Source organism: Pedococcus sp. P2_E5, assembly GCF_056403895.1.
Genome location: NZ_JBFUEP010000054.1, coordinates 1 through 25,462, shown reverse-complemented (window position 1 = coordinate 25,462; position 25,462 = coordinate 1). Strand labels below are relative to the sequence as shown.

Here is a 25,462-nt window from a genome sequence, read left to right as displayed (position 1 = left end):
CCCGAAGAGAAGCAGCGCGGTATCACGATCTCGATCGCGCACATCGAGTACCAGACGGAGAGCCGTCACTACGCCCACGTCGACTGCCCCGGTCACGCTGACTACGTGAAGAACATGATCACGGGTGCGGCGCAGATGGACGGTGCGATCCTCGTGGTTGCGGCGACCGACGGCCCGATGCCGCAGACGAAGGAGCACGTCCTCCTGGCCCGCCAGGTCGGCGTTCCCTACATCGTCGTGGCGCTCAACAAGGCCGACATGGTCGACGACGAGGAGATCCTCGAGCTCGTCGAGATGGAGGTCCGCGAGCTGCTGTCCGACTACGAGTTCCCGGGCGACGACCTGCCGGTCGTCAAGGTCTCGGCACTCRAGGCGCTCGAGGGCGACGCCGAGTGGGGCAACTCCGTCCTGGAGCTCATGGACGCCGTGGACAACCACATCCCGATCCCCGAGCGTGACGTCGACAAGCCGTTCCTCATGCCCGTCGAGGACGTGTTCACGATCACCGGTCGTGGCACCGTCGTCACCGGTCGTATCGAGCGCGGCATCCTGAACGTCAACGCTGAGATCGAGATCGTCGGCATCCACACGGGTCCGCCGGCCAAGACCACGGTCACCGGCATCGAGATGTTCCGCAAGCTGCTCGACGAGGGTCGTGCGGGCGAGAACGTCGGCCTGCTCCTTCGTGGCACCAAGCGCGAGGACGTCGAGCGCGGGCAGGTCATCTGCAAGCCGGGCTCGATCACCCCTCACACGGACTTCGAGGCCAACGTCTACATCCTCTCCAAGGATGAGGGCGGCCGTCACACGCCGTTCTACGACAACTACCGCCCGCAGTTCTACTTCCGCACCACCGACGTGACCGGCGTCGTGCACCTCCCCGAGGGCACCGAGATGGTCATGCCCGGTGACAACACGGAGATGAACGTCGAGCTCATCCAGCCGATCGCCATGGAGGAGGGCCTGCGCTTCGCCATTCGCGAGGGCGGCCGTACCGTCGGCGCCGGCCGCGTCACCAAGATCACCAAGTAGCACTCACCGGTGATCTGACGCACCAGCACCACGGAAGGGCCCCGCAGCTTCGGCTGCGGGGCCTTTCCGTGTCATGTGACAGCGCTGTGCCCGGTATGCCGCGTGCCCGGCTTCAGGCGCCCGCTTGCCTCTCGGGGCGGGTGGCCGCGAACTCGGCTGCGGTGAGCTCGTAGACCACCTCGCCGAGCTCGGCGCCGGGCAGGGGGTCGTCCCACTCCCTGATGTCGGTGCGGACGTGGCGCAGGCCGAGCCGTGCGAGCACAGCCCTCGAGCGCACGTTCACGGCCATCGTCTCGGCCCAGATCCGGTCCAGGCCGACGGTGCCGAAGCCGTGCTCCAGCAGGCGGGTGGCGCCTTCGGTGGCAAGGCCCCGCCCCCACGCGCGCCTGCGCAACCGGTATCCCAGCTCGGCAGCTCCCGGTCCGGCAGATCCTCCGGCAGCCCCGCTCCCTGCACCAGCGTCGTCCGCCGCGTCGTCCGGTTCGGCCGGGGTCAGGCAGAACCACCCGACGAAGACCCCGTCCTCGAAGGCCGACCAGTAGCCCAGCCCGAGGGCGTCGTGCGCAGGTTCGGTCAGGCGCGGCATCCACACCTCGATGACCTCCTGCGGCTCGGCGCCCCGACCGGTGAGGAACTCCATCACGTCGGGGTCGCCATCGAGCTCGACCAGCAGGTCGCTCTCGTCGGCCTGCAGAGGTCGCAGCTCGAGCCGCGGCGTCGTCAACCGGGGCCTGGCCATCAGGGGGCGGTCTGCACGAGCTCGGGACCGATCTGCGCCACCGAGGTGACTCCCGACAGACCCATGGTCAGGTCGAGCTCGGCCACCATGTTGGCCAGCACGTCCCGGACCCCGTCCCGGCCGGCGAGGGCCAGGCCGTAGAGGTAGGGCCGGCCGACGGCGACGGCGTCGGCGCCCAGGGCGATGGCCTTGACGACGTCGCTGCCGGTGCGGACGCCGCTGTCCAGGATCACCGCGAGGTCCGGTCCCACGGCCGCGCGCACGGACGGGAGGGCATCGAGGGAGGCGATGGCGCCGTCGACCTGCCGTCCGCCGTGGTTGCTCACCACGACGCCGCTGGCGCCCGCCTCCGCCGCCCGCAACGCGTCGTCCGGATGCAGGACGCCCTTCACCAGGAACGGCAGCTCCGTGCGCGTGCGCAGGGTGGCGAGCTGCACCCAGGTGAGCCCGGGGTTCGAGTAGATGTCGAGGAAGGTCTCGACGGCCGCGCGCGGCGTGGGGGAGCGGAGGTTGGCGCGCAGGTCGCCGGGGTGCTCGCGACTGATCGACAGCAGCGACCGCAGCGCCCCGACGGTGACCTTGACGTCGTCCTTGGGACCGCCGGCCGCCGCGGCGGACTTCGCGGCCATCCGGTCGCGGACCACCTCCTGGAAGCGCGGGTCGGAGGTGTACTGCGCGATCCCGATGCCCTGGGAGAACGGCAGCGACCCGAGGTTCAGGTCCTGGGGACGCCAGCCGAGCATCGTCGTGTCGAGGGTGACCACGATGGCCTCGGCGCCGCTCGCGGCGGCCCGCGCGAGGAGGCTGTCGACGAGGGGTTCGTCGGTGGACCAGTAGAGCTGGAACCACCGCGGCGCCGAGCCCATGGCGGCCGCCACGTCCTCCATCGGCGAACAGCCCTGGTTGGACAGGATGTACGGCAGACCGAGCTCGGCCGCCGCCGAGCCGATCGCGAGGTCGCTGTCCCGGTGGACCAACCCGGCTGCACCAACCGGCGCGAGCAGCAACGGTGCGGGCAGTCGTCTGCCGAGCAGCTCGGTGGACAGGTCGCGCCGTGCCTTTCCGGGCAGCAGGCGTGGCACGATCCGGACGCGTTCGAAGGCAGCGCGGTTCGCCCGCATGGTCGCGCCCTCGCCCGCCCCACCCGCGACGTAGGCCCAGGCCCGGGGTGACATGGCCGTTGCCGCGCGTCGCTCGAGCTCGGCGAAGTCCGTGGGGATCGTGGGTCGGTGGCCCAGCACCCCCGCGCGGTAGATCAGGCTCTGCCTGGCCCGGCCGGGACCCTCGGGCGGCGTCGTCATGACTCGATCCTGCCAGTGGGTCGACCCGCTCGTGGGTGAACGGCGCCGACGTCYCTGACAGCCCAGTGACAGGTGCAGCACGGCTCCATGCCAGTCACACGGCGCAGCCTCGAGGTCCGAGGAGCCGCACCGGCGCGCTCCCTGCCGAGAGGACGAAGGCCCACCATGCCCACAGTCAGCAAGTCCATGAAGATCGCCGCAGCGGGCGGGGTCGCGGCCGTCGCCGCCGGGATCGGCGCCAGCGCGGCCATGGCGGACACCACTCCCACCCCGTCCACCTCCGCCACCGCGACCGCCGCACCGTCGCAGCCCGGTGCCGACGCCGGAAGGGGACCAGGGGGCCCTGGCGGACACCGTGGCGGCCCCGGCGGCCTCGACGCTGCCGCCCTCGCCACCAAGCTGGGACTCACGGAGGCCAAGGTGAGTGCCGCACTGGAGAAGGTCCGTGCCGCCCAGAAGCCGACGACGCCCCCGGCCCAGGGCACCAAGCCGACCGATGCGGAGCGCCAGGCCCGGGAGAAGGCGCGGGTGACGGCGCTGGCCAAGGAGCTCGGCGTGAGCGAGGCCAAGGTGCAGGCCGCTCTCGACGCGATCAGGGCCGACCGCGAGGCCAGCCACAAGAGCGAGCTGTCCGCACGCCTCGATGCCGCGGTCAAGGCAGGAACCCTGACGGGCGCGGACAAGACCTCGGTCCTCAAGGCGTTCGACGCGGGCGTCCTGGGTGGCGGACGCCCGTAGGGCACCCTGACCAGCCCTGACCGGCCCCGGCTCCATCCGTCCCCCCAGCGGGCGGGGCCGGGGCCTCGTCGCGCCCCGGCGAGGTGCCAGCCGCCCAGTGCCTGCGCCTGCAGCGCGTGGCGGCCACCCGGCATACCGAGGACGTGGTGGACCTGCGCGACGCGCCATCGGAGCGGGTATGCCGCGTGGCCCCGCCTCGATTTGGTAGGTCACCGTCGCCTCTGGCACACTGGACCGGTTGCTTGACGCGCGCCGTTGACCCATGTCGACGCCGCCACCCCCGGTGACACACCTCGAACCGTGCATTGATGCGCGGGGCGACACTCCAGGGAAGCGCAAGCCCCGGCTCTGCCGGTCAATCCGAACCGCACGACTGCGTGAAAACGCATGTCGTCCGGCCGCGAAGCGGGTGCGACACACCCGACCGCGGGGGTCGGAGATGGCCAAGAGCCGGCCAAGCTAGATGTTCGGCGAGAGAGAGACGTAACGGAGATGGCGGGACAGAAGATCCGCATCCGCTTGAAGTCGTATGACCACGAGGTCATCGACAACTCGGCGCGCAAGATTGTCGACACGGTGACCCGTGCTGGCGCGACGGTAGTCGGCCCTGTGCCGCTGCCCACGGAGAAGAACGTCTTCGTGGTCATCCGTTCGCCCCACAAGTACAAGGACAGCCGCGAGCACTTCGAGATGCGCACCCACAAGCGCTTGATCGACATCATCGACCCGACGCCGAAGGCCGTCGACTCGCTGATGCGTCTCGACCTGCCGGCAGACGTCAACATCGAGATCAAGCTCTGAGGCTGGCGAAATGACCACCACTGCTACCAAGACCGTGAAGGGCGTACTGGGCAAGAAGCTCGGTATGACCCAGGTGTGGGATGCCGACAACCGGCTCATCCCCGTCACCGTCATCGAAGCGGGCCCCTGCGTCGTGACGCAGGTCCGCGCCGCTGCGAAGGACGGCTACGACGCCGTCCAGATCGCGTTCGGCGCCATCGACCCCCGCAAGGTGACCAAGCCCCTGACCGGGCACTTCGAGAAGGCCGGCGTGACCCCGCGTCGCCACCTCGTGGAGCTCCGTACCGCTGACGCCGCCGAGTACACGCTCGGCCAGGAAGTCACGGTCGAGACCTTCGAGGCCGGCCAGGCGATCGACGTCACGGGAACCACCAAGGGCAAGGGCTTTGCCGGCGTCATGAAGCGTCACGGCTTCCACGGCGTCAGCTCCTCCCACGGTTCCCACAAGAACCACCGCAAGCCGGGCTCGATCGGTGGCTGCGCCACCCCGGGTCGCGTGTTCAAGGGCATGCGCATGGCCGGCCGGATGGGCGGCGAGCGTCAGACCACCCAGAACCTCACGATCCACGCCGTGGACGTTGAGCGGGGCCTGCTGCTGATCAAGGGTGCCGTTCCCGGCCCCCGCAACGGCACTGTCCTCGTCCGCACGGCCGCGAAGGGAGCCTGAGCCAGATGGCAACCAAGACTGTCGCTGCTGACCTGCCCGCCGAGATCTTCGACGTCCAGGTCAACGTTCCGCTGATCCACCAGGTCGTCGTGGCCCAGCTGGCCGCCGCGCGTCAGGGCACGCACTCCACCAAGACCCGCGGCGAAGTCCGCGGTGGTGGCCGCAAGCCCTACCGGCAGAAGGGCACCGGCCGCGCCCGCCAGGGCTCGACCCGCGCTCCGCAGTTCGCCGGCGGTGGCGTCGTCCACGGCCCGCAGCCGCGTGACTACAGCCAGCGGACCCCCAAGAAGATGAAGGCTGCCGCCCTGCGCGGTGCCCTCTCCGACCGGGCCCGCAACGACCGGGTGCACGTGGTCGACTCCCTGGTGACCGGCACTGCGCCGTCCACCAAGGACGCGCTCGCGCTGCTCGCCGGCCTGACCGACCGCCCCAACCTGCTCGTCGTGCTCGACCGCAGTGACGTCGTGTCGCTGAAGTCGGTCCGCAACCTCGACGGTGTGCACGTGCTCGCCGCCGACCAGCTCAACACGTATGACGTGCTGTGCGCGGACGACGTCGTCTTCACCACCGCATCCCTGGAGGCATTCGTCTCCAAGGCCCAGCCGGTTGGTGGCGTCATCGAGGTCGAGATCGTCGACGACGCACCCGCCAAGGCCGACAAGCCGGCCAAGGCTGCCAAGACCGAGAAGTCCGAGGCCAAGGCCGAGAAGCCGGCGAAGGCTGACAAGCCCGCGAAGGCCGAGAAGCCTGCCAAGGCCGAGAAGCCCGCCAAGGCCGACAAGCCCGCCAAGGCCGAGAAGCCTGCCAAGGCTGAGAAGGCCGCCACGCTGGTGGACGCTCCCGAGGCCACCGACGGTGGCTTCGGCGCCGACTCGGCTGCCGCCCTCGAGGACGGCTCCGCGCCGGAGGGCTTCGAGGTCAAGGGCAACAAGGACTCGATGAAGTTCCACGTCCCCGGCTCCCGCTGGTACGACGCGACCGTCGCTGAAGTCTGGTTCCGCACTGCGGATGCCGCCGCGGCTGCCGGTTTCGTCCCCGCCGGTGGCGCTGCCGCCCAGGACGTGGCTGAGGAGGAGACCAAGTGAGCACCCAGTCTGCTCTGTACGGCAAGGACCCCCGCGACATCCTGATCGCGCCGGTCGTTTCCGAGAAGTCGTACTCGCTGCTCGACCAGGGCAAGTACACCTTCATCGTCGACCCGCGGGCGAACAAGACGGAGATCAAGATCGCCGTCGAGCGCGTCTTCAACGTCAAGGTTGACTCCGTCCACACCCTCAACCGTGTCGGCAAGACCCGCCGCACCCGGTTCGGCCTCGGCAAGCGCAAGGACACCAAGCGTGCGATCGTCACCCTCCGCGAGGGCTCGATCGACATCTTCGGTGCCGGCGCCTGACGGAATCGCTGAAGAGACGTAAGGGATTACGAAACATGGGTATCCGTAAGTACAAGCCGACCACGCCTGGCCGCCGAGGCTCCAGCGTCGCCGACTTCGTCGAGGTCACGCGCTCCACGCCTGAGAAGTCGCTGGTGCGCCCCCTGACGAAGTCCGGTGGACGCAACAGCAACGGCCGCATCACCACCCGTCACATCGGTGGTGGACACAAGCGCGCTTACCGCGTCATCGACTTCCGTCGCCATGACAAGGACGGCGTGCCGGCCAAGGTCGCTCACATCGAGTACGACCCCAACCGCACGGCGCGCATCGCGCTGCTGCACTACGCCGACGGTGAGAAGCGCTACATCCTGGCCCCCAAGGGCCTGGAGCAGGGCGCCAACATCGAGAACGGCCCCTCGGCCGACATCAAGCCCGGCAACAGCCTGCCGCTGCGCAACATCCCGACCGGTACGGTCATCCACGCTGTCGAGCTCAAGCCCGGTGGTGGCGCGAAGATCGCCCGTTCGGCTGGTGTGCGTGTGCAGCTCGTCGCCAAGGACGGCCCCTACGCCCAGCTGCGTATGCCGTCCGGTGAGATCCGCAACGTCGACCTGCGCTGCCGCGCCACGGTCGGCGAGGTCGGCAACGCCGAGCAGTCCAACATCAACTGGGGCAAGGCCGGCCGCATGAGGTGGAAGGGCAAGCGCCCGACCGTCCGTGGTGTCGCCATGAACCCGGTCGACCACCCGCACGGTGGTGGCGAGGGTAAGACGTCCGGTGGACGTCACCCCGTCAGCCCGTGGGGTCAGGCCGAGGGCCGCACCCGCCGCCCCGGCAAGCCAAGCGACAAGATGATCGTTCGCCGCCGTCGTACTGGCAAGAAGCGCTGAGAAGGAGCCTGAGAAACCATGCCTCGTAGCTTGAAGAAGGGCCCCTTCATCGACGGCCACCTTCAGAAGAAGGTCGACGTCCAGAACGAAGCGGGCACCAAGAACGTCATCAAGACCTGGTCACGTCGGTCGGTCGTGAGCCCCGACATGCTGGGTCACACCCTCGCCGTGCACGACGGCCGCAAGCACGTCCCGGTGTTCGTCACCGAGTCGATGGTCGGCCACAAGCTCGGTGAGTTCGCACCGACCCGCACGTTCAAGGGTCACGTGAAGGACGACAAGAAGGGGCGTCGTCGCTGATGGCCGCCCCTATCGAGAACAAGGACAACGTGATGGAAGCCAAGGCGAGTGCGCGGCACGTCCGCGTCACGCCCCAGAAGGCCCGCCGCATGGTGGACCTGATCCGCGGCAAGCAGGCCACTGAGGCCATCGCCGTGCTCCGGTTCGCGCCGCAGTACGCCTCCGACCCGGTGCAGAAGGTGCTCGAGAGCGCCATCGCCAACCTCCGGGTCAAGGCGGACAAGGCCTCTGAGGCCTTCGACGAGACCAACCTGGTCATCAGCGAGGCGTTCGTCGACGAGGGTCCGACCATGAAGCGGTTCCGCCCGCGGGCCCAGGGCCGCGCGGCACGCATCAACAAGCGGACCAGCCACATCACCGTGGTCGTCACGCCGAAGACCACCAAGGGAGGCACCCGCTAATGGGTCAGAAGGTCAACCCGCACGGCTTCCGCCTCGGTATCACCACCGAGCACAAGAGCCGCTGGTTCGCTGACTCCACCAAGGAGGGTCAGCGGTACCGCGACTACGTCAAGGAAGACGTCGCCATCCGCAAGCTCATGTCCGAGGGCATGGAGCGGGCCGGCATCTCCCGCGTCGAGATCGAGCGCACCCGTGACCGCGTCCGTGTGGACATCCACACCGCGCGTCCCGGCATCGTCATCGGTCGTCGTGGCGCCGAGGCCGACCGCATCCGCGGCGAGCTCGAGAAGCTGACCGGCAAGCAGGTCCAGCTGAACATCCTCGAGGTCAAGAACCCCGAGGTGGACAGCCAGCTCGTCGCACAGGGCATCGCCGAGCAGCTCTCTGCTCGTGTGTCGTTCCGTCGTGCGATGCGCAAGGGCATGCAGTCCGCCACCCGCGCCGGCGCCAAGGGCATCCGTGTCCAGGTCTCCGGTCGCCTCGGCGGCGCCGAGATGTCTCGCACCGAGTTCTACCGCGAGGGTCGCGTCCCGCTGCACACCCTGCGTGCGCAGATCGACTACGGCTTCTACGAGGCCCGCACCACCTTCGGTCGCATCGGCGTCAAGGTGTGGATCTACAAGGGCGACGTCACCGCTCGCGAGCTGGCTCAGCAGCAGGCTGCTGCGCCGCGTCCGAGCCGTGGCCCGCGTCGTGACGGCGCAGACCGTCCGGCCCGCGCTCGTCGCGAGCGTCCGGAGGCCGCCACCGAGACCGCTGTCGAGGCTCCCGCCGCTGAGGCGACCGCAGCCCCGGCCAGCACTGAGGGAGAGCAGTCCTGACATGTTGATTCCTCGTCGAGTCAAGCACCGCAAGCAGCACCACCCGGGTCGCTCGGGCGCTGCGAAGGGTGGCACCAAGATCGCGTTCGGCGACTACGGCATCCAGGCCCTCGAGCCCGCCTACGTCACCAACCGTCAGATCGAGTCCGCTCGTATTGCGATGACGCGTTACATGAAGCGTGGCGGAAAGGTGTGGATCAACATCTACCCCGACCGCCCGCTGACCAAGAAGCCTGCCGAGACCCGCATGGGTTCCGGTAAGGGCTCCCCCGAGTGGTGGATCGCCAACGTCAAGCCTGGTCGCGTGATGTTCGAGGTGAACGGCGTGTCCGAAGAGGTCGCCCGTGAAGCCATGCGTCTGGCGATGCACAAGCTCCCCATGAAGTGCCGCTTCGTTCGGCGTGAGGGTGGTGACATCTGATGGCAGTCGGATCCAAGGACCTGGTGTCCGAGAACCTGCGTGGTCTCGACGAAGACCACCTGGTCGACGAGCTCCGCAAGGCCAAGGAGGAGCTGTTCAACCTCCGGTTCCAGTCGGCCACCGGCCAGCTGGACAACCACGGCCGCCTGCGCGCCGTCCGCAAGGACATCGCCCGCATCTACACCGAGCTGCGTGAGCGCGAGCTCGGCATCGGGCAGAGCCCGAGTGTCGAAGCCAAGGAGGAGTCGGCATGACCGAGAACGTGAAGGATGAGGCCGTGACGGCTGAAGACCGCAACTACCGCAAGACCCGCCAGGGCTACGTGGTGAGCGACAAGATGGACAAGACCGTCGTGGTCGAGGTCGAGGACCGCGTCAAGCACGCGCTCTACGGCAAGGTCCTGCGACGCTCGAGCAAGGTCAAGGCCCACGACGAGGACAACGCCGCCGGTATCGGTGACCGCGTCTCGATCATGGAGACCCGACCGCTGTCGGCCACCAAGCGCTGGCGCGTGGTGGAGATCCTCGAGAAGGCCAAGTAGTACACCTCAGCATCCGCCGCCCACGCGGCATACCGGAGAAACACCCCGGGTATGCCGCGGGGCACGGAAACAAGCCCCCCACAGTTCGGCAAGGCTCACCTTGCGTGAGAACCAGCTCGACGACAGGAGTTAGACAGTGATCCAGCAGGAGTCGCGACTGCGCGTCGCCGACAACACTGGTGCCAAGGAAATCCTTTGCATCCGTGTTCTCGGTGGCTCGGGTCGTCGTTACGCCGGCATCGGTGACGTCATCGTCGCCGCCGTCAAGGACGCCATTCCCGGCGGCAACGTCAAGAAGGGCGACGTCGTCAAGGCCGTCATCGTGCGCACCACCAAGGAGCGCCGTCGCGGTGACGGGTCGTACATCAAGTTCGACGAGAACGCCGCCGTCATCCTCAAGGCCGACGGGGACCCCCGTGGCACCCGCATCTTCGGCCCGGTGGGCCGCGAGCTGCGTGAGAAGAAGTTCATGAAGATCATCTCGTTGGCGCCGGAGGTGCTCTGACCCATGGCTGACAAGAAGAAGATGAAGATCAAGAAGGGTGACACCGTCAAGGTGCTCACCGGCAAGGACCGCAACAGCATCGGCAAGGTCATCGCCGTGTACCCCGAGACCGAGCGCGTGCTCGTCGAGGGCGTCAACCGGGTGACCCGCCACACCAAGGCCGGTCAGTCCGCTCGCGGCACCCGCACCGGTGGCCTGGTGGTCCAGGAAGCCGCGATCCACGTGAGCAACGTGGCCGTCGTGGACCCCGATGACAAGAAGCTCGCGACCCGGATCAAGACCCGCGTCGAGACCGTCGAGCGGGGCGGCCGCACCAAGACCGTCCGCACCCGTGTCGCCGTGCGCTCGGGCAAGGACCTGTGAGAGACATGACCGAAACTGCAATCACGTCAACAGACAGCAAGCCCCAGACCGAGGTCTCCGCAGCGGTGACGCCGCGCCTCAAGCAGCGCTACGCGGACGAGATCAAGGGCGAGCTGTTCACGCAGTTCGGCTACGAGAACGTCATGCAGGTGCCCGGCGTGGTCAAGGTCGTCGTCAACATGGGTGTCGGTGACGCCGCCAAGGACGCCAAGCTCATCGAGGGCGCGATCAAGGACCTGTCCGCCATCACCGGCCAGAAGCCCCTGGTCACCAAGGCCCGCAAGTCCATCGCACAGTTCAAGCTGCGCGAGGGTATGCCGATCGGTGCGCACACCACGCTGCGCGGCGACCGGATGTGGGAGTTCCTCGACCGCCTCGTGTCGGTCGGCCTGCCCCGTATCCGTGACTTCCGCGGCCTGTCGCCCAAGCAGTTCGACGGCAACGGCAACTACACCTTCGGTCTCACGGAGCAGTCGATGTTCCACGAGATCGACCAGGACCGGATCGACCGCGTGCGTGGCATGGACATCACTGTGGTGACCACGGCCACCAATGACGACGAGGGCCGCGCACTGCTCAAGGCGCTCGGCTTCCCCTTCAAGGAGAACTGACATGGCGAAGACCGCCCTGGTCAACAAGGCCAACAAGAAGCCGAAGTTCAAGGTGCGCGGCTACACCCGTTGTCAGCGCTGCGGCCGACCGCACTCGGTCTACCGCAAGTTCGGGCTGTGCCGCATCTGCCTTCGCGAGATGGCTCACCGCGGCGAACTGCCCGGCGTCACCAAGAGCTCCTGGTAATACCCACCGATTTCATCCTTACATCGCAGGTCGCTGCATCCGCAGTGAAACCACGGTGAGAGAGGGCCGGAGAAGCCCATGACCATGACTGACCCGATTGCGGACATGTTGACCCGCGTCAGGAACGCCAACTCGGCGCACCACGACGATGTCTCCATGCCGTTTTCCAAGCTGAAGTCCCACATTGCCGAGATCCTCCAGGAGGAGGGCTACATCGCCTCCTGGAAGGTCGAGGACGCCGAGGTCGGCAAGACGCTGACCATCGAGCTGAAGTACGGCCCCAACCGTGAGCGTTCGATCGCTGGCGTGCGCCGTGTCTCCAAGCCCGGTCTGCGCGTCTACGCCAAGTCGACGAACCTGCCCAAGGTTCTCGGCGGTCTCGGTGTGGCCATCCTTTCCACCTCGTCTGGTCTCCTCACGGACCGCCAGGCCAAGTCCAAGGGCGTGGGCGGGGAAGTCCTCGCCTACGTCTGGTAGGGGGATTCGACATGTCGCGTATCGGACGACTCCCGGTCTCCATCCCGAGCGGTGTCGAGGTCACCATCGACGGCCAGTCCGTCAAGGTGAAGGGCCCCAAGGGCGAGCTCAGCCACGTCGTGGCCGAGCCGATCACCGTCGAGAAGGGTGATTCGGACCTCGAGGTCAAGCGCCCCAACGACGAGCGCCAGTCCCGTGCCCTGCACGGCCTGACCCGGTCGCTCATCAACAACATGGTTCTCGGTGTGACCGAGGGCTATGAGAAGAAGATGGAGATCCACGGTACGGGTTACCGCGTGGCCAACAAGGGCGGGGACCTCGAGTTCGCGCTCGGCTACAGCCACTCGATCACCGTCAAGGCCCCCGAGGGCATCTCCTTCGCCGTCGAGAACCCGACCCGCTTCGCGGTCCAGGGAATCGACAAGCAGCTCGTTGGCGAGGTTGCTGCAAACATCCGCAAGCTGCGCAAGCCCGACCCGTACAAGGGCAAGGGCGTTCGCTATGCGGGCGAGCACATCCGTCGCAAGGTCGGAAAGGCCGGTAAGTAAGCCATGGCAATGATCGTCAAGCGCGCCAAGGGCAAGTCCGCTGCACGCGGACGTCGCCACCTGCGCCTGCGCAAGAAGGTGACCGGCACGACGGTTCGTCCGCGCCTGGTCGTGTCGCGGTCCTCGCGCCACGTCTTCGTGCAGATCGTCGACGACACCCTGGGCAAGACCGTGGCGTCGGCCTCCACCATGGAGGCGGACCTGCGTTCGTTCGAGGGTGACAAGACCGCAAAGGCCCGCAAGGTGGGCGAGCTGCTCGCCGAGCGCGCCAAGAGCGCCGGTGTCGAGGCTGTCGTCTTCGACCGTGGTGGCAACAAGTACCACGGCCGCGTCGCTGCCATCGCCGAGGGCGCCCGCGAGGGTGGACTGGCCCTGTGAGCACCGTGACCGCAACTGTTATTGAGATGAGGAACATCTGATGCCCGGACCCCAGCGTCGAGGCACTGGTGCCGCTGCTGGCGGCGACGCAGCTCGTGGCGAGCGCGGCGACCGCCGCGGTGGCCGCGACAACCGTCGTGAAGGCGGCCGTGACCAGGCCGAGAAGAGCGCTTACGTCGAGCGCGTCGTGACCATCAACCGCGTGTCCAAGGTCGTCAAGGGTGGACGTCGCTTCAGCTTCACCGCCCTCGTGGTCGTGGGCGACGGCGACGGCACCGTCGGCGTCGGCTACGGCAAGGCCAAGGAAGTTCCCGCGGCGATCGCCAAGGGTGTCGAGGAGGCCAAGAAGGAGTTCTTCAAGGTCCCCCGCATCCAGGGCACCATTCCGCACCCCGTGCAGGGTGAGGCGGCTGCCGGTGTCGTCATGCTCCGTCCCGCAGCCCCCGGTACCGGTGTCATCGCCGGTGGTCCGGTGCGTGCGGTGCTCGAGTGCGCCGGCATCCACGACGTGCTGAGCAAGTCGCTCGGCTCGGACAACGCCATCAACGTCGTCCACGCGACGGTCGCGGCCCTGCGGGGTCTCGAGCGTCCGGAGGAAGTGGCTGCCCGCCGCGGCCTCCCGGTCGACCGCGTCGCCCCGGCCGCCATGCTGCGCGCCCAGGCTGCTGGCCGCGAAGCCGCCAAGGCAGGTGCCTGATGCGTCTCAAGGTGACCCAGACCCGTTCCGAGATCGGTGGCAAGCAGAACCAGCGTGACACGCTGCGCAGCCTCGGTCTGAAGCGCATTGGCGACGTCGTCGTCAAGGAGGACCGTCCCGAGATCCGCGGGATGGTCAAGACGGTGACGCACCTCGTTGCCGTCGAGGAGGTTGACTGACCATGGCAGAGAAGAAGGCCGCCAAGGCCGCTGCCGCACCCGAGGGCACGACCCTCAAGGTGCACCACCTGCGTCCGGCTCCCGGCGCCAAGACCGCGAGGACCCGTGTGGGTCGCGGTGAGGGCTCCAAGGGCAAGACCGCCGGTCGTGGCACCAAGGGCACCAAGGCCCGCTACCAGGTTCCGGAGCGCTTCGAAGGTGGCGCCATGCCGCTGCACATGCGTCTCCCGAAGCTGCGTGGCTTCAAGAACCCGTTCCGCGTGGAGTTCCAGGTCGTGAACCTGGACAAGCTGTCAGCCCTGTTCCCCGAGGGTGGCGATGTGACCATCGCCGACCTCGTGGCCAAGGGTGCGGTCCGCGACAACTCCCCGGTCAAGGTGCTCGGCACCGGCGAGATCACCGTCAAGGTCAACGTGACCGCTGACAAGTTCTCGGCGACTGCCAAGGAGAAGATCGAAGCCGCTGGCGGCTCGGTCACCTCCGCCTGACCACGCCAGAACGACAGGGTATGCCGCGGGCTCACCGCTCAAGGTGAGCTCGCGGCATACCCCGTTTGCTGTCCCGGGCAAACTCCCGAGGTAACCTTCCTAGGATTGCCTGACCATCATTCTCGCGAGGCCGAACCGGCCCGCGTCACCAGGAGGACCTGTGCTCACCGCCTTCACCCGTGCGTTCAAGACGCCGGACCTGCGCAGGAAGCTGCTGTTCACCCTCGCGATCGTCGTCATCTTCCGACTCGGCTCGCACGTGCCCGTCCCCGGTGTGAGCTACAAGGCCGTCCAGGCCTGCATCAAGGGTGCGGACTCGACCACCGGTGTGCTCGGCCTCGCCAACCTGTTCAGTGGCGGCGCGCTCCTGCAGCTGTCGATCTTCGCGCTCGGGATCATGCCGTACATCACGGCGAGCATCATCGTGCAGCTCCTCACCGTGGTCATCCCGCGGTTCGAGGCCCTCAAGAAGGAGGGCCAGCAGGGCCAGACGAAGATGACGCAGTACACGCGCTACCTGACGATCGGCCTTGCGGTCCTGCAGTCCTCCACGCTCATCACGTTCGCCCAGAACCCCTCGGCGCTGTTCGGCCCGAACTGCACGAACATCCTGCCCGACGAGTCGATCCCGACCCTGGTCATCATGGTGCTCACCATGACCGCCGGCACCGGCGTCGTCATGTGGCTCGGTGAGCTCGTCACCGACAAGGGCATCGGCAACGGCATGTCGCTGCTGATCTTCACCTCGATCGCCAGCTCGTTCCCGTCCTCGCTGTGGGCGATCCAGCAGAAGGACGGCCGCTGGGACATCTTCATCGGCGTCATCCTGCTCGGGTTCCTGATCATCGCGCTGGTCGTCTTCGTCGAGCAGAGCCAGCGGCGCATCCCCGTGCAGTACGCCAAGCGCCAGGTCGGCCGCCAGATGTACGGCGGCACGTCCACCTACATCCCGCTCAAGGTCAACATGGCCGGCGTGATCCCCGTGATCTTCGCCTCGTCGCTGCTCGCACTGCCGTCTTTGCTGGCACAGTTCAACAGGTCGACCACGGGCAACCAGCCCGGCTGGGTGACGTGGATCGACCAGCACCTCGTGCGGGGCGACCACCCGATCTACATGCTCATCTACATCGCGCTGATCCTGTTCTTCACGTTCTTCTACGTGTCGATCACGTTCAACCCGGTGGAGGTGGCCGACAACATGAAGCGCTACGGCGGCTTCATCCCAGGTATCCGCGCCGGGCGACCCACGGCCGAGTACCTCGACTACGTGCTCACCCGCATCACGGTTCCAGGGGCCATCTACCTCGGCCTCGTCTCGCTGGTCCCGCTCATCGCACTCGTACTCGTCGGCGCCAACCAGAACTTCCCGTTCGGTGGCACCTCCATCCTCATCATCGTGGGCGTCGGCCTTGAGACGGTGAAACAGATCGAGTCGCAGCTGCAGCAGCGCCATTACGAAGGGTTCCTCCGCTGATGCGCCTCATCATCCTCGGGCCTCCCGGTGCCGGTAAGGGCACCCAGGCCGCCAAGATCGCCTCGAGCCTCGGCATCCCCGCGATCTCCACGGGTGACATCTTCCGCGCCAACATCAAGAACGAGACACCGCTCGGCCTGCAGGTCAAGGAGGTGCTCGCGTCCGGTGGCTATGTCACCGACGAGATCACCAACGCCGTCGTCCGCGACCGGCTGTTCGAGGACGACGCGGAGCAGGGCTTCCTGCTCGACGGCTTCCCTCGCACCGCGGCGCAGGTCGAGACCCTCGACGCGATCCTGGCCGAGCACGGCCACGCCCTCGAGGCCGTCCTCGAGCTGACCGTCGACGACGAGGCCGTCGTCCAGCGGCTGCTCAAGCGCGCGCAGATCGAGGGCCGCGAGGACGACACCGAAGAGGTCATCCGCGAGCGTCAGGCGATCTACCGTCGCGAGACCGCTCCGCTGACCGACGTCTACGCCGCTCGTGGCCTGCTCGTGCAGGTCGACGGGATGGGTTCGGTCGACGACGTCTTCACCCGCATCTCCGACGCCCTCGAAGGGGTTGCTCGATCCTGATGTTCGGCCGGTCCCGCATCGAGACCAAGACCCCAGACCAGATCCTGCGCATGCGCAAGGCTGGTCTGGTGGTCGGTCAGACCCTGCAGCTGATGGCCCAGACGGTCCGTCCGGGCATGACGACCAAGCAGCTCGACGAGCTCGCGGAGGAGCACATCCGCGGGTGCGGGGCGACCCCGTCGTTCCTGGGCTACCACGGCTTCACCGGCTCGCTCTGCACGTCGGTCAACGACGAGGTGGTGCACGGTATCCCGGGTTCGCGGGTGCTCGCCGAGGGAGACCTCATCTCGATCGACTGCGGCGCCATCGTCGACGGCTGGCACGGTGACGCCGCCATCTCGGTCATCGTCGGGGGCCGTGACGCCGGACGCCCCGAGGACCTCGCGCTCATCGACGCCACCGAGGACTCCATGTGGGCCGGCATCGCCGCGCTCGCCGTGGGGGAGTCGCTCTATGCCGTGGGTGCTGGTGTCGAGGACAGCATCGTCGCCTCGGGTGAGCGCGACGGCCACGACTACGGGATCGTCGAGGAGTACGTCGGCCACGGCATCGGCACCGAGATGCACATGGATCCGCAGGTGCCGAACTACCGCGTCCGCGACAAGGGGCCGACTGTGCGGGCGGGCGTCACGGTGGCGATCGAGCCGATGATCACGCTCGGGTCCGCCGAGACCCGGGTGCTCCAGGACGACTGGACGGTCGTGACCACCGACTCCTCCCGCGCCGCGCACTGGGAGAACACCGTGGCCGTCACCGACGACGGGCTGTGGGTGCTCACGGCCCTCGACGGTGGCAGGGAGCGGCTGGAAGCCGCCGGCGCGGCATACGCCCCCCTCGCCTGACCCGGCCCCCTCCCACCCCTCGCTCTGCCCCTTTCCCGCACTTCTGGCCACTGGTGCCACATCCGTGGCCAAGATCCCGGTCGTCGTGCGTCACCCGTGGCCAGAAGTCGGGACGGGTGCTGGCCAGTGGGACTGGTGGGGCTCGGCTGGCACGGATTTCGTGCTCAGCGCGTCCTGGCGTAGACTCGTCTGTCGGTGCGCGACCTCGCGCGCCGCATTCGTGTGCGCGCCCCAGCAGGGGTACCACGCAACAGATTGTGGAGGATATGGCCAAGAAGGACGGTGTCATCGAGATCGAGGGCACGATCGTCGAGGCTCTCCCGAACGCGATGTTCAGGGTCGAGCTCACGAACGGTCACAAGGTTCTCGCTCACATCTCGGGCAAGATGCGTCAGCACTACATCCGGATCCTCCCCGAGGACCGCGTGGTGGTGGAGCTCAGCCCGTACGACCTGACCCGTGGCCGGATCGTCTTCCGCTACCGCTAGACGCACCACCCGTTAGACCTGTCTGTCCGACCGGACCGGCAGTGCCAGATCGAGGCGAAGCAGAGGCTATGAAGGTTCAGCCGAGCGTCAAGAAGATCTGCGACAAGTGCAAGGTGATCCGCCGTCACGGCCGGGTCATGGTGATCTGCGAGAACCTGCGCCACAAGCAGCGCCAGGGCTGACCAGAAGTACCGCAGGGCCCGGGAACGGGCCTCGCCCAGCACGACTCGCATCTCTTCGAGAAGCGCAGACAAGTGAATTGACCGCAGTACCCGGCCCCTGAGAGCAGCGTCGTCGACGCAGCCCAGGACGTCACCCCCGGCCCGGAGGCCGGGGACCGGTGCCCCGAGGAAAGCTTCGGGACCAAGCCCGGAACGGTACTGCTCCAGACCTCCGGTGAAACAAAGGAAACACACAAGATGGCACGTCTTGTTGGTGTGGATCTCCCGCGCGAGAAGCGCGTCGAGATCGCTCTCACCTACATCTTCGGAGTGGGTCGTACCCGCTCCCAGCAGGCGCTGGCTGCCACGGGTGTCAACCCGAACACCCGCGTCCGCGACCTCACGGACGCGGAGCTGGTCCAGCTCCGCGACTTCCTCGAGGCGAACGTCAAGATCGAGGGTGACCTCCGTCGCGAGATCGCCGCCGACATCCGCCGCAAGGTCGAGATCGGTTCCTACGAGGGCATCCGCCACCGCCGCGGCCTGCCCGTGCGTGGACAGCGCACCAAGACCAACGCGCGCACCCGCAAGGGCCCGAAGCGCACCGTCGCCGGCAAGAAGAAGGTTGGTAAGTAATGCCTCCCAAGGCTCGCACTGCCGGCGCCAAGAAGGTGCGCCGCAAGGAAAAGAAGAACATCGCCCACGGGCACGCTCACATCAAGAGCACCTTCAACAACACCATCATCTCGATCACGGACCCCAACGGCGCCGTCATTGCCTGGGCCTCCGCCGGCCAGGTCGGCTTCAAGGGTTCGCGCAAGTCCACCCCGTTCGCTGCGCAGATGGCCGCTGAGGCTGCCGCCCGCCGCGCGATGGAGCACGGCATGCGCAAGGTCGATGTCTTCGTCAAGGGCCCCGGCTCCGGCCGTGAGACGGCCATCCGCTCCCTGACCGCCACCGGCCTCGAGGTCGGCGCGATCAGCGATGTCACCCCCTCGCCGCACAACGGCGTCCGCCCGCCCAAGCGCCGCCGCGTCTGAGCCGTCGGTAAAGAACAGGGAGATAGAGAAAACTCATGGCTCGTTACACCGGCCCCATCACCAAGAAGTCGCGTCGCCTCAAGGTCGACCTCGTCGGCGGCGACAAGAACTTCGAGCTCCGTCCCTTCCCGCCCGGCCAGCACGGCCGTCGCCGGATGCAGGAGAAGGAGTACCTCACCCAGCTGCAGGAGAAGCAGAAGGCTCGCTTCACCTACGGCGTCATGGAGAAGCAGTTCCGCGGTTACTACAAGGAGGCCTCACGGCGTTCCGGCAAGACCGGTGAGACCCTGCTGCAGATCCTCGAGTCCCGCCTGGACAACGTGGTCTACCGCGCCGGACTGGCCCGCACCCGTCGTGCGGCTCGCCAGCTCGTCACGCACGGCCACTTCGAGGTCAACGGCGTGCGGGTGGACGTTCCGTCCTACCGCGTCGAGCAGTACGACATCATCACCGTTCGCAAGCAGTCCGTGAACACCTTCCCGATCGAGCTGGCTCGCCAGACGTTCGGTGAGCGCCCCACCCCGGCCTGGCTCCAGGTCGTCCCGGGCACGCTGCAGATCATGATCCACCAGCTCCCGGAGCGTGCGCAGATCGACACGATCCTCACCGAGCAGCTGATCGTCGAGCTCTACTCGAAGAACTGACGGCATGAGGTATGCCGCGTGGGTGACCACGCGGCATACCTCGCCTGTGGTCGTGCCCGCAGACAGAGGTGGGCACGGCGGACCGGGACAACCGGTCCACATTCTCGGCGTCATATAGCGGTCGCCGACGAGAAAGGAAACACCCGTGCTCATTGCACAGCGCCCATCCCTCAGCGAAGACGTGGTTGCGGACAACCGCAGCCGCTTCGTCATCGAGCCCCTCGAGCCTGGCTTCGGCTACACGCTCGGCAACTCCATGCGCCGCACGCTCCTGTCGAGCATCCCCGGCGCAGCCGTGACCAGCATCCGCATCGACGGCGTGCTGCACGAGTTCTCCACGATCCCCGGGGTCAAGGAGGACGTCACCGAGATCATCCTCAACATCAAGGGTCTGGTCGTCTCCTCGGAGCACGACGAGCCGGTCGTCATGTACCTGCGCAAGCAGGGTGCGGGCGCCGTCACCGCCGCGGACATCGCGCCGCCGGCCGGTGTCGAGGTGCACAACCCCGACCTGCACATCGCCACGCTCAACGGCAAGGGCAAGATCGAGATGGAGCTGACCGTCGAGCGCGGTCGCGGCTACGTCTCGGCCAACCAGAACAAGTCCGGTGACCAGGAGATCGGCCGCATCCCGGTCGACTCCATCTACTCGCCCGTGCTGGCCGTGACCTACAAGGTCGAGGCCACCCGTGTCGAGCAGCGCACCGACTTCGACAAGCTCATCGTCGACGTCGAGACCAAGAACTCGATGGCTCCGCGTGACGCCATGGCTTCGGCCGGCAAGACCCTGGTCGAGCTGTTCGGCCTGGCCCGCGAGCTCAATGTCGAGGCCGAGGGCATCGACATGGGCCCGTCGCCGACCGACGCCGCCCTGGCGGCCGACCTGGCCCTGCCGATCGAGGACCTCGACCTCACCGTCCGGTCCTACAACTGCCTCAAGCGCGAGGGCATCCACACCGTGGGTGAGCTCGTGGGTCGCAGCGAGGCCGACCTGCTCGACATCCGCAACTTCGGTGCGAAGTCGATCGACGAGGTCAAGGCCAAGCTCGTGGGCATGGGTCTGGCGCTCAAGGACAGCCCGCCCGGGTTCGACCCGAGCGCGATCGCTGACAACTACGGCGACTACGACGACGACTTCGCTGACGACGGCCGCTCGCTGGCCGAAGACGAGCAGCTCTGACCAACCGCCGCTGAGGGGCGGACGGGAGACCATCCGCCCCTCGCACACCAAGGAGAACCTGAACCATGCCTACCCCCACCAAGGGTCCCCGTCTCGGCGGCGGTCCGGCCCACGAGCGACTGATCCTGGCCAACCTGGCCCAGTCGCTGTTCGAGCACGACTCGATCACCACCACCGAGGCCAAGGCCAAGCGCCTGCGCCCGCTGGCCGAGCGTCTCGTGACGTTCGCCAAGCGCGGTGACCTGCACGCCCGTCGTCGCGTCCTGTCGGTCATCTCCGACAAGGGCGTCGTGCACCGTCTCTTCACCGAGATCGCGCCCGACATGGCCGAGCGTCCCGGCGGCTACACCCGCATCACCAAGATCGGCGCCCGCAAGGGTGACAACGCCCCCATGGCCGTGATCGAGCTCGTCCGCGAGCCGCTGGCCAAGAAGGCGACCGTCAAGGAGGCGGAGGCTGCCACCAAGCGGTCCGCCAAGCAGGCTGAGGCCAAGGAGGCCGCGGCGCAGACCAAGGCTGCCGAGGACGACGCCAAGGCCGAGGAGACCACCGAGGCTGCGACCCTGGTCGACGCCGAGGCACCCGCTGCCACCGAGGTGCCCGAGGGCGCCATCGCTGCCAACGAGGACGGCTCCTCGCCCGACGAGGCCTACACGGTCAAGGGCAACGCCGACTCCGGCAAGTACCACGAGGCCGACGGCCAGTGGTTCGACCAGACGGTGGCCGAGTTCTGGTTCAAGTCTGCCGCCGACGCCGAGGCCGCTGGCTTCACCAAGGCCGGCGCCTGACCTACGCACCACCCCGCACCACACGGCATACCAACAGGGCCGTTCACCCCACGCGGGTGGACGGCCCTGTTCGTCCGTACCCGTCCACTTCCCGACTTCTGGCCACCGATGCCGCAGGGGTCGGCCCGTCGCAGCCTCTGTTGCGGTATGGCTGGCCAGAAGTGCGGGTTTTCCGCGGTGGGTCAGGGGTGGGAGCTCAGGTATACCGGGTGGCCGGCTCGGCCCGGAAGGCGCCGGCGAGCGGGAGGATCGCCAGGATGAGGACCATGGGGACCGCGAAGCCCGGCCGAAGGGAATCGGACCCGACGACGCCGGTCAGGACCGCCCCGAGCAGGCCGCCGACGTAGTTGAACTGGTTGAACCGGGCGATGACGGCGTCCACCCGGGCACGGCGCGCCTCGGGGTCGAGCCCGCCACCGGCGACGACAGCTGCCGCGGAGAAGGACAGTGGAGCGATCACCGCAACCGACCCGCCGAGCACGGTGAACCCGAGTACCGCGACCGGCCACGACGGCGAGAAGACGATGACCGCCAGGGCCGCACTGGCGACGAGCGCGCCGATCCGTAGCAACGGCACCGCCCCGACCCTGGCCACGGCGGCGTCGCCGGCGAGTCGGGTGGCCAGGCTCGCCACCAGGTAGGGGAGCGTCGCCAGGGGGAGCAGCCAGTCGGGGGCCTCGTGGACCGACTTGAGGAAGACCGGCCCCCACGTGGTCGCCGCCGTGTCGACCATGTAGAAGAGCACCATCGCGGCACCCAGCAGGGCGATCTTGCGCCAGGGGACGTCCAGAGCGACGTCCTCCGGAGAAGCGGGGGCGGCCGAGTCGTCGGCACCCGCGGGCAGCAGGGGTGCCACGAGCAGACCGAGGGCGAGGGCGCACAGTGGCAACAGGCCGACGGCCAGTCCCAGCCGGGTCACTGCGATCGTGACGACCGTCGCGACGATCCCGCCCGCGGTCCAGGCGCCGTGGAAGGACGGCAGGATGGTGCGCCCGTAGCGGTGCTCCACGGCCACTGCCTGCATGTTCGAGGCGGCGTCGACGACGCCCAGGCCCAGGCCGTAGACCGCCAGTCCTGCGACGAAGACGGGTCGCTGCGGCGCAACGGCGACAGCGCCCAGGCCCAGGGCCTGCAGGGCGAACCCGGCCCGCAGCGTGCCGGCGCTGCCCATCCGGGTGGCCGCCAGCTCCGCGAGGGCCGATCCGGCGCCAGCGAGCAGCACCACCATGAGCAGCAGGCCCGAGACGAACAGCTCCGACAGGTCCCAGATGGTCTGGAACCTCGGCAGCCGGGTCGTCAGGGAGATGAACAGCAGGCCCTGCACGGCGAAGGCGGCTGCGACGGCTGCGCGGTGTCGGGACAGCGCGGCGGCGGTCCGCGGCGGGGCGGTGGCACTCCTCACGCGGCCACTCTGGCAGACGCCGGGTCCGGCGAGGGCCAATCCTCGCGCGTGGCTAGGCTTGCCGTATGGACGAGGAGCAGGGGGAGCGGCCGACGGTGCCCCTGCGGATCAGGCTCGACTTCGGCTACGACGGCACCGACTTCTCCGGGTGGGCGGCCCAGCCGGGACTGCGGACCGTGGAGGGGACCCTGTCCGCAGCCCTGACCACCATCCTGCGGGCCGAGGAGCCGGTGCGGCTGACGGTGGCGGGGCGCACCGACGCCGGTGTCCATGCGCGGGGTCAGGTGGCCCACCTCGACCCCGACCCCGCAGCCTGGGCCCTGCTGCCCGGTCGATCCACGCGGACACCCGAGGACGCGGCACTGAGCCGGCTGCGCGGCATACTCCCAGCCGACATCGGCATGCGGGCAGTGGCCGTCGCCGCAGAGGGCTTCGAGGCGCGCTTTGCCGCGCTGCAGCGTCGGTACCTCTACCGTCTGGCCGACCGACCGGAGCTGGCGGACCCGCTACGGCGCCGCGAGACCGTCATCATCAAGCGCCCGCTCGACGTCGATGCCATGCACGCGGCTGCGCAGAAACTGTTGGGGCTGAACGACTTCGGGGCCTTCTGCAAGAAGCGGGAGGGGGCGACGACGGTGCGGACCCTGCTCGACTACTCCTGGCGGCGGGCCGCCGACGGCACGCTCGAAGCGACGGTGGTCGCTGACGCCTTCTGCCACTCGATGGTGCGCTCCCTGGTTGGCGCCGTCCTGCCGGTGGGTGAAGGGCGCAAAGGGGTCGACTGGCCCGCCGAGGTGATGCGCGCTGCGGCCCGAGACGCCGCTGTCGTGGTGATGCCCCCGCACGGTCTGTCGCTCGAGGAGGTCGTCTATCCCGACGACGAGGGGCTGGCTGTCCGCGCCAAGGAGTCGCGGGTCAGGCGAACCCTCGGCTGACCCGCTCGACCCCCACGTCTGCCCCCAACTTCTGCCCCCGACTTCTGCTGGCAGACTTTGGCCCGCCCAGCAGAGGTTGCGGCCTGCGCTGAGCCGGGGAAAGTCTGCTAGCAGAAGTTGGCGCGAAGGGGGCTAGGACTCCTCGGGCAGGGGCGGCCCGACCACCTCGAGGCCGTACTTCGGCCCCACGGCGTTCCAGCGTGGGATCTCCTCCGCCATGGGTCGCCCGTCGGCACCGGGGAGCCGGCGCTCGCCGGCCGGAAGGCCCACCTCGTCGTAGAGCCCGAAGAGGTGCCCCGGATCGGCCAGGCCGAGGAAGCGCACCGGCCGGTCGCCCGTGACGCGGAAGGCGTGGGGGAGCATCGGCGGCAGCCAGATGAAGTCGCCTTCGGTCAGGTGGAAGACCTCATCGCCGGCGCGGTAGGTCATGGTGCCGTCGAGCAGGAAGAACGCCTCGGCCTCGCGGTGGTGGCGGTGCAGGGGGGTCGCGATACCGGGCGGCTGGGTGACCAGGGCGACGCCCAGGGTGCCTCCCGACTCCTGCGCCGTCAGCAGGTGCTCGAACAGCGAGCCCATGGCCCACGTGCCGCGCGCAGTTCCCCCTCCCCGGAAGACGGCCCGAGGCTGCGGCGCCGCCGCCGCGCCATCGGGCTCGGGGCCGGGGCCGGTGGCGTTCGTCGGCTTGTCGGTCATGGAGTCGGTCGTGGAGTCGGTCATGGGGTTCCTCCCGAATATTCATCCGAAACGGATTCGGGCGAATATTGGTACGCTAGGCCCAATGAGCGACTCCGTCAAGCCTCGGCGCTACACCTCGCCCGTCCGCGCCGAGCGGGCTGCCCGCACCCGCCGTGAGGTCCTGGCGGCGGCGCGAGACCTGTTGTCGGACAACGGGTATGCCGCTACCACGGTCGCCCAGATCGCCGCCCGGGCAGGGGTGTCGGTCGACACCGTCTACACCAGCGTCGGCCGCAAGCCCGAGCTGATGGTGGCCGTCATCGACATGGTGCTGGGTTCCTCGGACGAGCCGATCCCGGCCGAGCAGCGTGACTACGTCCGAGCCGTGCGGGCTGCGCCCTCCGGCCGGGCCAAGATCGCCGTGTATGCCGCGTCGCTCGGTGTGGTGATGCCGCACACGGCGCCCCTCATCGACGCCCTGCGACGGGCGGGCGACACCGACGAGGAGTGTGCGCAGGCGTGGGCCACGCTGGTCGAGCGCAGGGCATCGAACATGCTGCTCTTCGCCGCCGACCTGCGGTCCACCGGGCACCTCAGGGACGACCTGACCGACCGCGAGGTCGCCGACATCGTGTGGTCGACGAACGGGCCTGAGTACTGGCTGTTGTTGGACTCACGGGGCTGGTCGGCCCAGCGCTATGCCGCCCACCTCGCGGACCTGTGGTGCCGGATGCTGCTCACCGGCGACGCCTGATCCCGGACGGCTGAGGCGTCGTTGCACGGTCGCGGATGCGGGGG

General features: G+C 68.2%; 39 protein-coding genes. 35 read left to right on the top strand and 4 right to left on the bottom strand.

The features are described 5' to 3' along the window. A partial coding sequence (gene tuf, locus AC1DVZ_RS16850) for an elongation factor Tu (RefSeq protein WP_477619346.1) occupies positions 1-1,032 on the top strand: 1,032 nt, incomplete at its 5' end. 112 nt (positions 1,033-1,144) lie between these two features. Here the strand turns inward: tuf and AC1DVZ_RS16845 are convergent. Together AC1DVZ_RS16845 and AC1DVZ_RS16840 are read right to left on the bottom strand one after the other, a co-directional pair. Then, positions 1,145-1,771: a GNAT family N-acetyltransferase gene (locus tag AC1DVZ_RS16845; protein WP_477619345.1), complete on the bottom strand. Its 627-nt coding sequence runs from the start codon at positions 1,769-1,771 to the stop codon at positions 1,145-1,147. Continuing rightward, on the bottom strand, positions 1,771-3,072 hold the full coding sequence (locus AC1DVZ_RS16840) for an alpha-hydroxy-acid oxidizing protein (RefSeq protein ID WP_477619344.1): 1,302 nt from the start codon (positions 3,070-3,072) through the stop codon (positions 1,771-1,773). Before AC1DVZ_RS16840 ends, AC1DVZ_RS16845 begins: the two co-directional genes overlap by 1 nt. Before the next feature lie 165 nt (positions 3,073-3,237). Between AC1DVZ_RS16840 and AC1DVZ_RS16835 the strand changes: the two genes are divergently transcribed. From AC1DVZ_RS16835 to rplQ, 32 genes are all read left to right on the top strand, one after another. Beyond that, positions 3,238-3,810 carry a hypothetical protein gene (locus AC1DVZ_RS16835; protein WP_477619343.1) on the top strand — a complete coding sequence of 191 codons (573 nt, stop codon included), beginning with the start codon at positions 3,238-3,240 and terminating at the stop codon, positions 3,808-3,810. 492 nt (positions 3,811-4,302) lie between these two features. Continuing rightward, complete coding sequence (gene rpsJ / locus AC1DVZ_RS16830) at positions 4,303-4,611, top strand: 30S ribosomal protein S10 (protein WP_009775966.1); 309 nt, start codon at positions 4,303-4,305, stop codon at positions 4,609-4,611. Positions 4,612-4,621: 10 nt separating this feature from the next. Beyond that, positions 4,622-5,278 (top strand): 50S ribosomal protein L3, encoded by a 657-nt coding sequence (gene rplC, locus AC1DVZ_RS16825; protein WP_477613516.1) that lies wholly within the window; start codon positions 4,622-4,624, stop codon positions 5,276-5,278. A gap of 5 nt (positions 5,279-5,283) precedes the next feature. Then, entirely contained in the window at positions 5,284-6,363 is a 1,080-nt protein-coding gene (gene rplD / locus AC1DVZ_RS16820; protein WP_477619342.1) for a 50S ribosomal protein L4, sunset domain variant, read from the top strand. Continuing rightward, positions 6,360-6,671: a 50S ribosomal protein L23 gene (gene rplW, locus AC1DVZ_RS16815; RefSeq protein WP_477613514.1), complete on the top strand. Its 312-nt coding sequence runs from the start codon at positions 6,360-6,362 to the stop codon at positions 6,669-6,671. Before rplD ends, rplW begins: the two co-directional genes overlap by 4 nt. 35 nt (positions 6,672-6,706) lie before the next feature. After that, the gene (rplB, locus tag AC1DVZ_RS16810; RefSeq protein WP_056923997.1) at positions 6,707-7,543 is read left to right on the top strand and encodes a 50S ribosomal protein L2; all 837 of its coding nucleotides are present in this window, start codon (positions 6,707-6,709) and stop codon (positions 7,541-7,543) included. 18 nt (positions 7,544-7,561) lie between these two features. Then, complete coding sequence (rpsS, locus tag AC1DVZ_RS16805) at positions 7,562-7,843, top strand: 30S ribosomal protein S19 (RefSeq protein ID WP_056923996.1); 282 nt, start codon at positions 7,562-7,564, stop codon at positions 7,841-7,843. A 32-nt stretch (positions 7,844-7,875) separates the two neighbouring features. Continuing rightward, positions 7,876-8,244, top strand: a complete 369-nt coding sequence (rplV, locus tag AC1DVZ_RS16800) for a 50S ribosomal protein L22 (protein WP_477613901.1) — start codon at positions 7,876-7,878, stop codon at positions 8,242-8,244. Continuing rightward, complete coding sequence (rpsC, locus tag AC1DVZ_RS16795) at positions 8,244-9,065, top strand: 30S ribosomal protein S3 (protein WP_477619341.1); 822 nt, start codon at positions 8,244-8,246, stop codon at positions 9,063-9,065. The genes rplV and rpsC overlap by 1 nt, the downstream gene beginning before the upstream one ends. A gap of 1 nt (position 9,066) precedes the next feature. After that, positions 9,067-9,486 (top strand): 50S ribosomal protein L16, encoded by a 420-nt coding sequence (rplP, locus tag AC1DVZ_RS16790; protein WP_477613512.1) that lies wholly within the window; start codon positions 9,067-9,069, stop codon positions 9,484-9,486. Continuing rightward, positions 9,486-9,740 carry a 50S ribosomal protein L29 gene (gene rpmC / locus AC1DVZ_RS16785; protein ID WP_477619340.1) on the top strand — a complete coding sequence of 85 codons (255 nt, stop codon included), beginning with the start codon at positions 9,486-9,488 and terminating at the stop codon, positions 9,738-9,740. Before rplP ends, rpmC begins: the two co-directional genes overlap by 1 nt. Continuing rightward, positions 9,737-10,027 carry a 30S ribosomal protein S17 gene (gene rpsQ, locus AC1DVZ_RS16780; RefSeq protein ID WP_477619339.1) on the top strand — a complete coding sequence of 97 codons (291 nt, stop codon included), beginning with the start codon at positions 9,737-9,739 and terminating at the stop codon, positions 10,025-10,027. The genes rpmC and rpsQ overlap by 4 nt, the downstream gene beginning before the upstream one ends. A 136-nt stretch (positions 10,028-10,163) precedes the next feature. After that, a complete protein-coding gene (gene rplN / locus AC1DVZ_RS16775; RefSeq protein ID WP_056923992.1) occupies positions 10,164-10,532 on the top strand; it encodes a 50S ribosomal protein L14 in 369 nt (122 codons plus the stop codon). Positions 10,533-10,535: 3 nt separating this feature from the next. Then, positions 10,536-10,895: a 50S ribosomal protein L24 gene (gene rplX / locus AC1DVZ_RS16770; protein ID WP_477613509.1), complete on the top strand. Its 360-nt coding sequence runs from the start codon at positions 10,536-10,538 to the stop codon at positions 10,893-10,895. A 5-nt stretch (positions 10,896-10,900) separates the two neighbouring features. Beyond that, complete coding sequence (gene rplE / locus AC1DVZ_RS16765) at positions 10,901-11,506, top strand: 50S ribosomal protein L5 (RefSeq protein ID WP_477619338.1); 606 nt, start codon at positions 10,901-10,903, stop codon at positions 11,504-11,506. A gap of 1 nt (position 11,507) precedes the next feature. Beyond that, entirely contained in the window at positions 11,508-11,693 is a 186-nt protein-coding gene (locus AC1DVZ_RS16760; RefSeq protein WP_035902511.1) for a type Z 30S ribosomal protein S14, read from the top strand. Positions 11,694-11,771: 78 nt separating this feature from the next. Next, positions 11,772-12,170 carry a 30S ribosomal protein S8 gene (gene rpsH, locus AC1DVZ_RS16755; RefSeq protein ID WP_477619337.1) on the top strand — a complete coding sequence of 133 codons (399 nt, stop codon included), beginning with the start codon at positions 11,772-11,774 and terminating at the stop codon, positions 12,168-12,170. A gap of 11 nt (positions 12,171-12,181) precedes the next feature. Next, positions 12,182-12,718: a 50S ribosomal protein L6 gene (gene rplF, locus AC1DVZ_RS16750; protein WP_477619336.1), complete on the top strand. Its 537-nt coding sequence runs from the start codon at positions 12,182-12,184 to the stop codon at positions 12,716-12,718. A 3-nt stretch (positions 12,719-12,721) separates the two neighbouring features. After that, the gene (rplR, locus tag AC1DVZ_RS16745) at positions 12,722-13,096 is read left to right on the top strand and encodes a 50S ribosomal protein L18 (protein WP_477613505.1); all 375 of its coding nucleotides are present in this window, start codon (positions 12,722-12,724) and stop codon (positions 13,094-13,096) included. A 40-nt stretch (positions 13,097-13,136) separates the two neighbouring features. Continuing rightward, complete coding sequence (gene rpsE / locus AC1DVZ_RS16740) at positions 13,137-13,793, top strand: 30S ribosomal protein S5 (RefSeq protein WP_457253833.1); 657 nt, start codon at positions 13,137-13,139, stop codon at positions 13,791-13,793. Beyond that, positions 13,790-13,972, top strand: coding sequence for a 50S ribosomal protein L30 (rpmD, locus tag AC1DVZ_RS16735; protein ID WP_056924254.1), 183 nt, complete (start codon positions 13,790-13,792; stop codon positions 13,970-13,972). The genes rpsE and rpmD overlap by 4 nt, the downstream gene beginning before the upstream one ends. A 2-nt stretch (positions 13,973-13,974) precedes the next feature. Continuing rightward, positions 13,975-14,460, top strand: coding sequence for a 50S ribosomal protein L15 (rplO, locus tag AC1DVZ_RS16730; RefSeq protein WP_140743554.1), 486 nt, complete (start codon positions 13,975-13,977; stop codon positions 14,458-14,460). Between the two features lie 160 nt (positions 14,461-14,620). Continuing rightward, entirely contained in the window at positions 14,621-15,934 is a 1,314-nt protein-coding gene (secY, locus tag AC1DVZ_RS16725) for a preprotein translocase subunit SecY (RefSeq protein WP_477619335.1), read from the top strand. Continuing rightward, positions 15,934-16,509 (top strand): adenylate kinase, encoded by a 576-nt coding sequence (locus AC1DVZ_RS16720; protein ID WP_477619334.1) that lies wholly within the window; start codon positions 15,934-15,936, stop codon positions 16,507-16,509. Before secY ends, AC1DVZ_RS16720 begins: the two co-directional genes overlap by 1 nt. Further along, positions 16,509-17,351, top strand: coding sequence for a type I methionyl aminopeptidase (map, locus tag AC1DVZ_RS16715; protein ID WP_477619333.1), 843 nt, complete (start codon positions 16,509-16,511; stop codon positions 17,349-17,351). The genes AC1DVZ_RS16720 and map overlap by 1 nt, the downstream gene beginning before the upstream one ends. Before the next feature lie 266 nt (positions 17,352-17,617). Beyond that, positions 17,618-17,839, top strand: a complete 222-nt coding sequence (gene infA, locus AC1DVZ_RS16710; protein ID WP_006946284.1) for a translation initiation factor IF-1 — start codon at positions 17,618-17,620, stop codon at positions 17,837-17,839. A gap of 68 nt (positions 17,840-17,907) precedes the next feature. Beyond that, positions 17,908-18,021 (top strand): 50S ribosomal protein L36, encoded by a 114-nt coding sequence (rpmJ, locus tag AC1DVZ_RS16705; RefSeq protein ID WP_010148647.1) that lies wholly within the window; start codon positions 17,908-17,910, stop codon positions 18,019-18,021. A gap of 237 nt (positions 18,022-18,258) precedes the next feature. Beyond that, a complete protein-coding gene (gene rpsM / locus AC1DVZ_RS16700) occupies positions 18,259-18,636 on the top strand; it encodes a 30S ribosomal protein S13 (protein WP_477619332.1) in 378 nt (125 codons plus the stop codon). After that, the gene (gene rpsK, locus AC1DVZ_RS16695) at positions 18,636-19,040 is read left to right on the top strand and encodes a 30S ribosomal protein S11 (RefSeq protein ID WP_477619331.1); all 405 of its coding nucleotides are present in this window, start codon (positions 18,636-18,638) and stop codon (positions 19,038-19,040) included. Before rpsM ends, rpsK begins: the two co-directional genes overlap by 1 nt. 35 nt (positions 19,041-19,075) lie before the next feature. Beyond that, the gene (gene rpsD / locus AC1DVZ_RS16690; protein ID WP_477613498.1) at positions 19,076-19,684 is read left to right on the top strand and encodes a 30S ribosomal protein S4; all 609 of its coding nucleotides are present in this window, start codon (positions 19,076-19,078) and stop codon (positions 19,682-19,684) included. Positions 19,685-19,829: 145 nt separating this feature from the next. Then, entirely contained in the window at positions 19,830-20,864 is a 1,035-nt protein-coding gene (locus tag AC1DVZ_RS16685; RefSeq protein WP_477613497.1) for a DNA-directed RNA polymerase subunit alpha, read from the top strand. Positions 20,865-20,929: 65 nt separating this feature from the next. Then, entirely contained in the window at positions 20,930-21,652 is a 723-nt protein-coding gene (gene rplQ, locus AC1DVZ_RS16680; RefSeq protein WP_477619330.1) for a 50S ribosomal protein L17, sunset domain variant, read from the top strand. 196 nt (positions 21,653-21,848) lie between these two features. On the opposite strand, the gene AC1DVZ_RS16675 is transcribed toward rplQ, so the two are convergent. Beyond that, on the bottom strand, positions 21,849-23,054 hold the full coding sequence (locus AC1DVZ_RS16675; protein WP_477619329.1) for an MFS transporter: 1,206 nt from the start codon (positions 23,052-23,054) through the stop codon (positions 21,849-21,851). 65 nt (positions 23,055-23,119) lie between these two features. Here AC1DVZ_RS16675 and truA point away from each other — a divergent pair, with 65 nt between their 5' ends. Beyond that, positions 23,120-23,989, top strand: a complete 870-nt coding sequence (gene truA / locus AC1DVZ_RS16670) for a tRNA pseudouridine(38-40) synthase TruA (protein WP_477619328.1) — start codon at positions 23,120-23,122, stop codon at positions 23,987-23,989. Positions 23,990-24,121: 132 nt separating this feature from the next. Here the strand turns inward: truA and AC1DVZ_RS16665 are convergent, their stop codons facing one another. Continuing rightward, a complete protein-coding gene (locus AC1DVZ_RS16665; RefSeq protein WP_477619327.1) occupies positions 24,122-24,706 on the bottom strand; it encodes a cupin domain-containing protein in 585 nt (194 codons plus the stop codon). Between the two features lie 61 nt (positions 24,707-24,767). Between AC1DVZ_RS16665 and AC1DVZ_RS16660 the strand changes: the two genes are divergently transcribed. Next, positions 24,768-25,418: a TetR/AcrR family transcriptional regulator gene (locus AC1DVZ_RS16660; RefSeq protein ID WP_477619326.1), complete on the top strand. Its 651-nt coding sequence runs from the start codon at positions 24,768-24,770 to the stop codon at positions 25,416-25,418. Positions 25,419-25,462: the final 44 nt, after the last annotated feature.

Coding starts and splice junctions, on each gene's coding strand:
- AC1DVZ_RS16840 (WP_477619344.1), bottom strand. CDS start 3,072: ATGACGACGCCGCCCGAGGGTCCCGGCCGGGCCAGGCAGAGCCTGATC.
- rplP (WP_477613512.1), top strand. CDS start 9,067: ATGTTGATTCCTCGTCGAGTCAAGCACCGCAAGCAGCACCACCCGGGT.
- AC1DVZ_RS16665 (WP_477619327.1), bottom strand. CDS start 24,706: ATGACCGACTCCACGACCGACTCCATGACCGACAAGCCGACGAACGCC.
- rplD (WP_477619342.1), top strand. CDS start 5,284: ATGGCAACCAAGACTGTCGCTGCTGACCTGCCCGCCGAGATCTTCGAC.
- rplF (WP_477619336.1), top strand. CDS start 12,182: ATGTCGCGTATCGGACGACTCCCGGTCTCCATCCCGAGCGGTGTCGAG.
- rpsH (WP_477619337.1), top strand. CDS start 11,772: ATGACCATGACTGACCCGATTGCGGACATGTTGACCCGCGTCAGGAAC.
- rpmC (WP_477619340.1), top strand. CDS start 9,486: ATGGCAGTCGGATCCAAGGACCTGGTGTCCGAGAACCTGCGTGGTCTC.
- rpsD (WP_477613498.1), top strand. CDS start 19,076: ATGGCTCGTTACACCGGCCCCATCACCAAGAAGTCGCGTCGCCTCAAG.
- AC1DVZ_RS16720 (WP_477619334.1), top strand. CDS start 15,934: ATGCGCCTCATCATCCTCGGGCCTCCCGGTGCCGGTAAGGGCACCCAG.
- AC1DVZ_RS16760 (WP_035902511.1), top strand. CDS start 11,508: ATGGCGAAGACCGCCCTGGTCAACAAGGCCAACAAGAAGCCGAAGTTC.
- infA (WP_006946284.1), top strand. CDS start 17,618: ATGGCCAAGAAGGACGGTGTCATCGAGATCGAGGGCACGATCGTCGAG.
- AC1DVZ_RS16845 (WP_477619345.1), bottom strand. CDS start 1,771: ATGGCCAGGCCCCGGTTGACGACGCCGCGGCTCGAGCTGCGACCTCTG.
- AC1DVZ_RS16835 (WP_477619343.1), top strand. CDS start 3,238: ATGCCCACAGTCAGCAAGTCCATGAAGATCGCCGCAGCGGGCGGGGTC.
- rplC (WP_477613516.1), top strand. CDS start 4,622: ATGACCACCACTGCTACCAAGACCGTGAAGGGCGTACTGGGCAAGAAG.
- rpsS (WP_056923996.1), top strand. CDS start 7,562: ATGCCTCGTAGCTTGAAGAAGGGCCCCTTCATCGACGGCCACCTTCAG.
- rpsK (WP_477619331.1), top strand. CDS start 18,636: ATGCCTCCCAAGGCTCGCACTGCCGGCGCCAAGAAGGTGCGCCGCAAG.
- rplX (WP_477613509.1), top strand. CDS start 10,536: ATGGCTGACAAGAAGAAGATGAAGATCAAGAAGGGTGACACCGTCAAG.
- rpsC (WP_477619341.1), top strand. CDS start 8,244: ATGGGTCAGAAGGTCAACCCGCACGGCTTCCGCCTCGGTATCACCACC.
- rplO (WP_140743554.1), top strand. CDS start 13,975: ATGGCAGAGAAGAAGGCCGCCAAGGCCGCTGCCGCACCCGAGGGCACG.
- rpmJ (WP_010148647.1), top strand. CDS start 17,908: ATGAAGGTTCAGCCGAGCGTCAAGAAGATCTGCGACAAGTGCAAGGTG.
- AC1DVZ_RS16660 (WP_477619326.1), top strand. CDS start 24,768: ATGAGCGACTCCGTCAAGCCTCGGCGCTACACCTCGCCCGTCCGCGCC.
- rplQ (WP_477619330.1), top strand. CDS start 20,930: ATGCCTACCCCCACCAAGGGTCCCCGTCTCGGCGGCGGTCCGGCCCAC.
- rpsJ (WP_009775966.1), top strand. CDS start 4,303: ATGGCGGGACAGAAGATCCGCATCCGCTTGAAGTCGTATGACCACGAG.
- rpsE (WP_457253833.1), top strand. CDS start 13,137: ATGCCCGGACCCCAGCGTCGAGGCACTGGTGCCGCTGCTGGCGGCGAC.
- rplB (WP_056923997.1), top strand. CDS start 6,707: ATGGGTATCCGTAAGTACAAGCCGACCACGCCTGGCCGCCGAGGCTCC.
- truA (WP_477619328.1), top strand. CDS start 23,120: ATGGACGAGGAGCAGGGGGAGCGGCCGACGGTGCCCCTGCGGATCAGG.
- map (WP_477619333.1), top strand. CDS start 16,509: ATGTTCGGCCGGTCCCGCATCGAGACCAAGACCCCAGACCAGATCCTG.
- rpsQ (WP_477619339.1), top strand. CDS start 9,737: ATGACCGAGAACGTGAAGGATGAGGCCGTGACGGCTGAAGACCGCAAC.
- rplR (WP_477613505.1), top strand. CDS start 12,722: ATGGCAATGATCGTCAAGCGCGCCAAGGGCAAGTCCGCTGCACGCGGA.
- rplE (WP_477619338.1), top strand. CDS start 10,901: ATGACCGAAACTGCAATCACGTCAACAGACAGCAAGCCCCAGACCGAG.
- rplV (WP_477613901.1), top strand. CDS start 7,876: ATGGAAGCCAAGGCGAGTGCGCGGCACGTCCGCGTCACGCCCCAGAAG.
- rpsM (WP_477619332.1), top strand. CDS start 18,259: ATGGCACGTCTTGTTGGTGTGGATCTCCCGCGCGAGAAGCGCGTCGAG.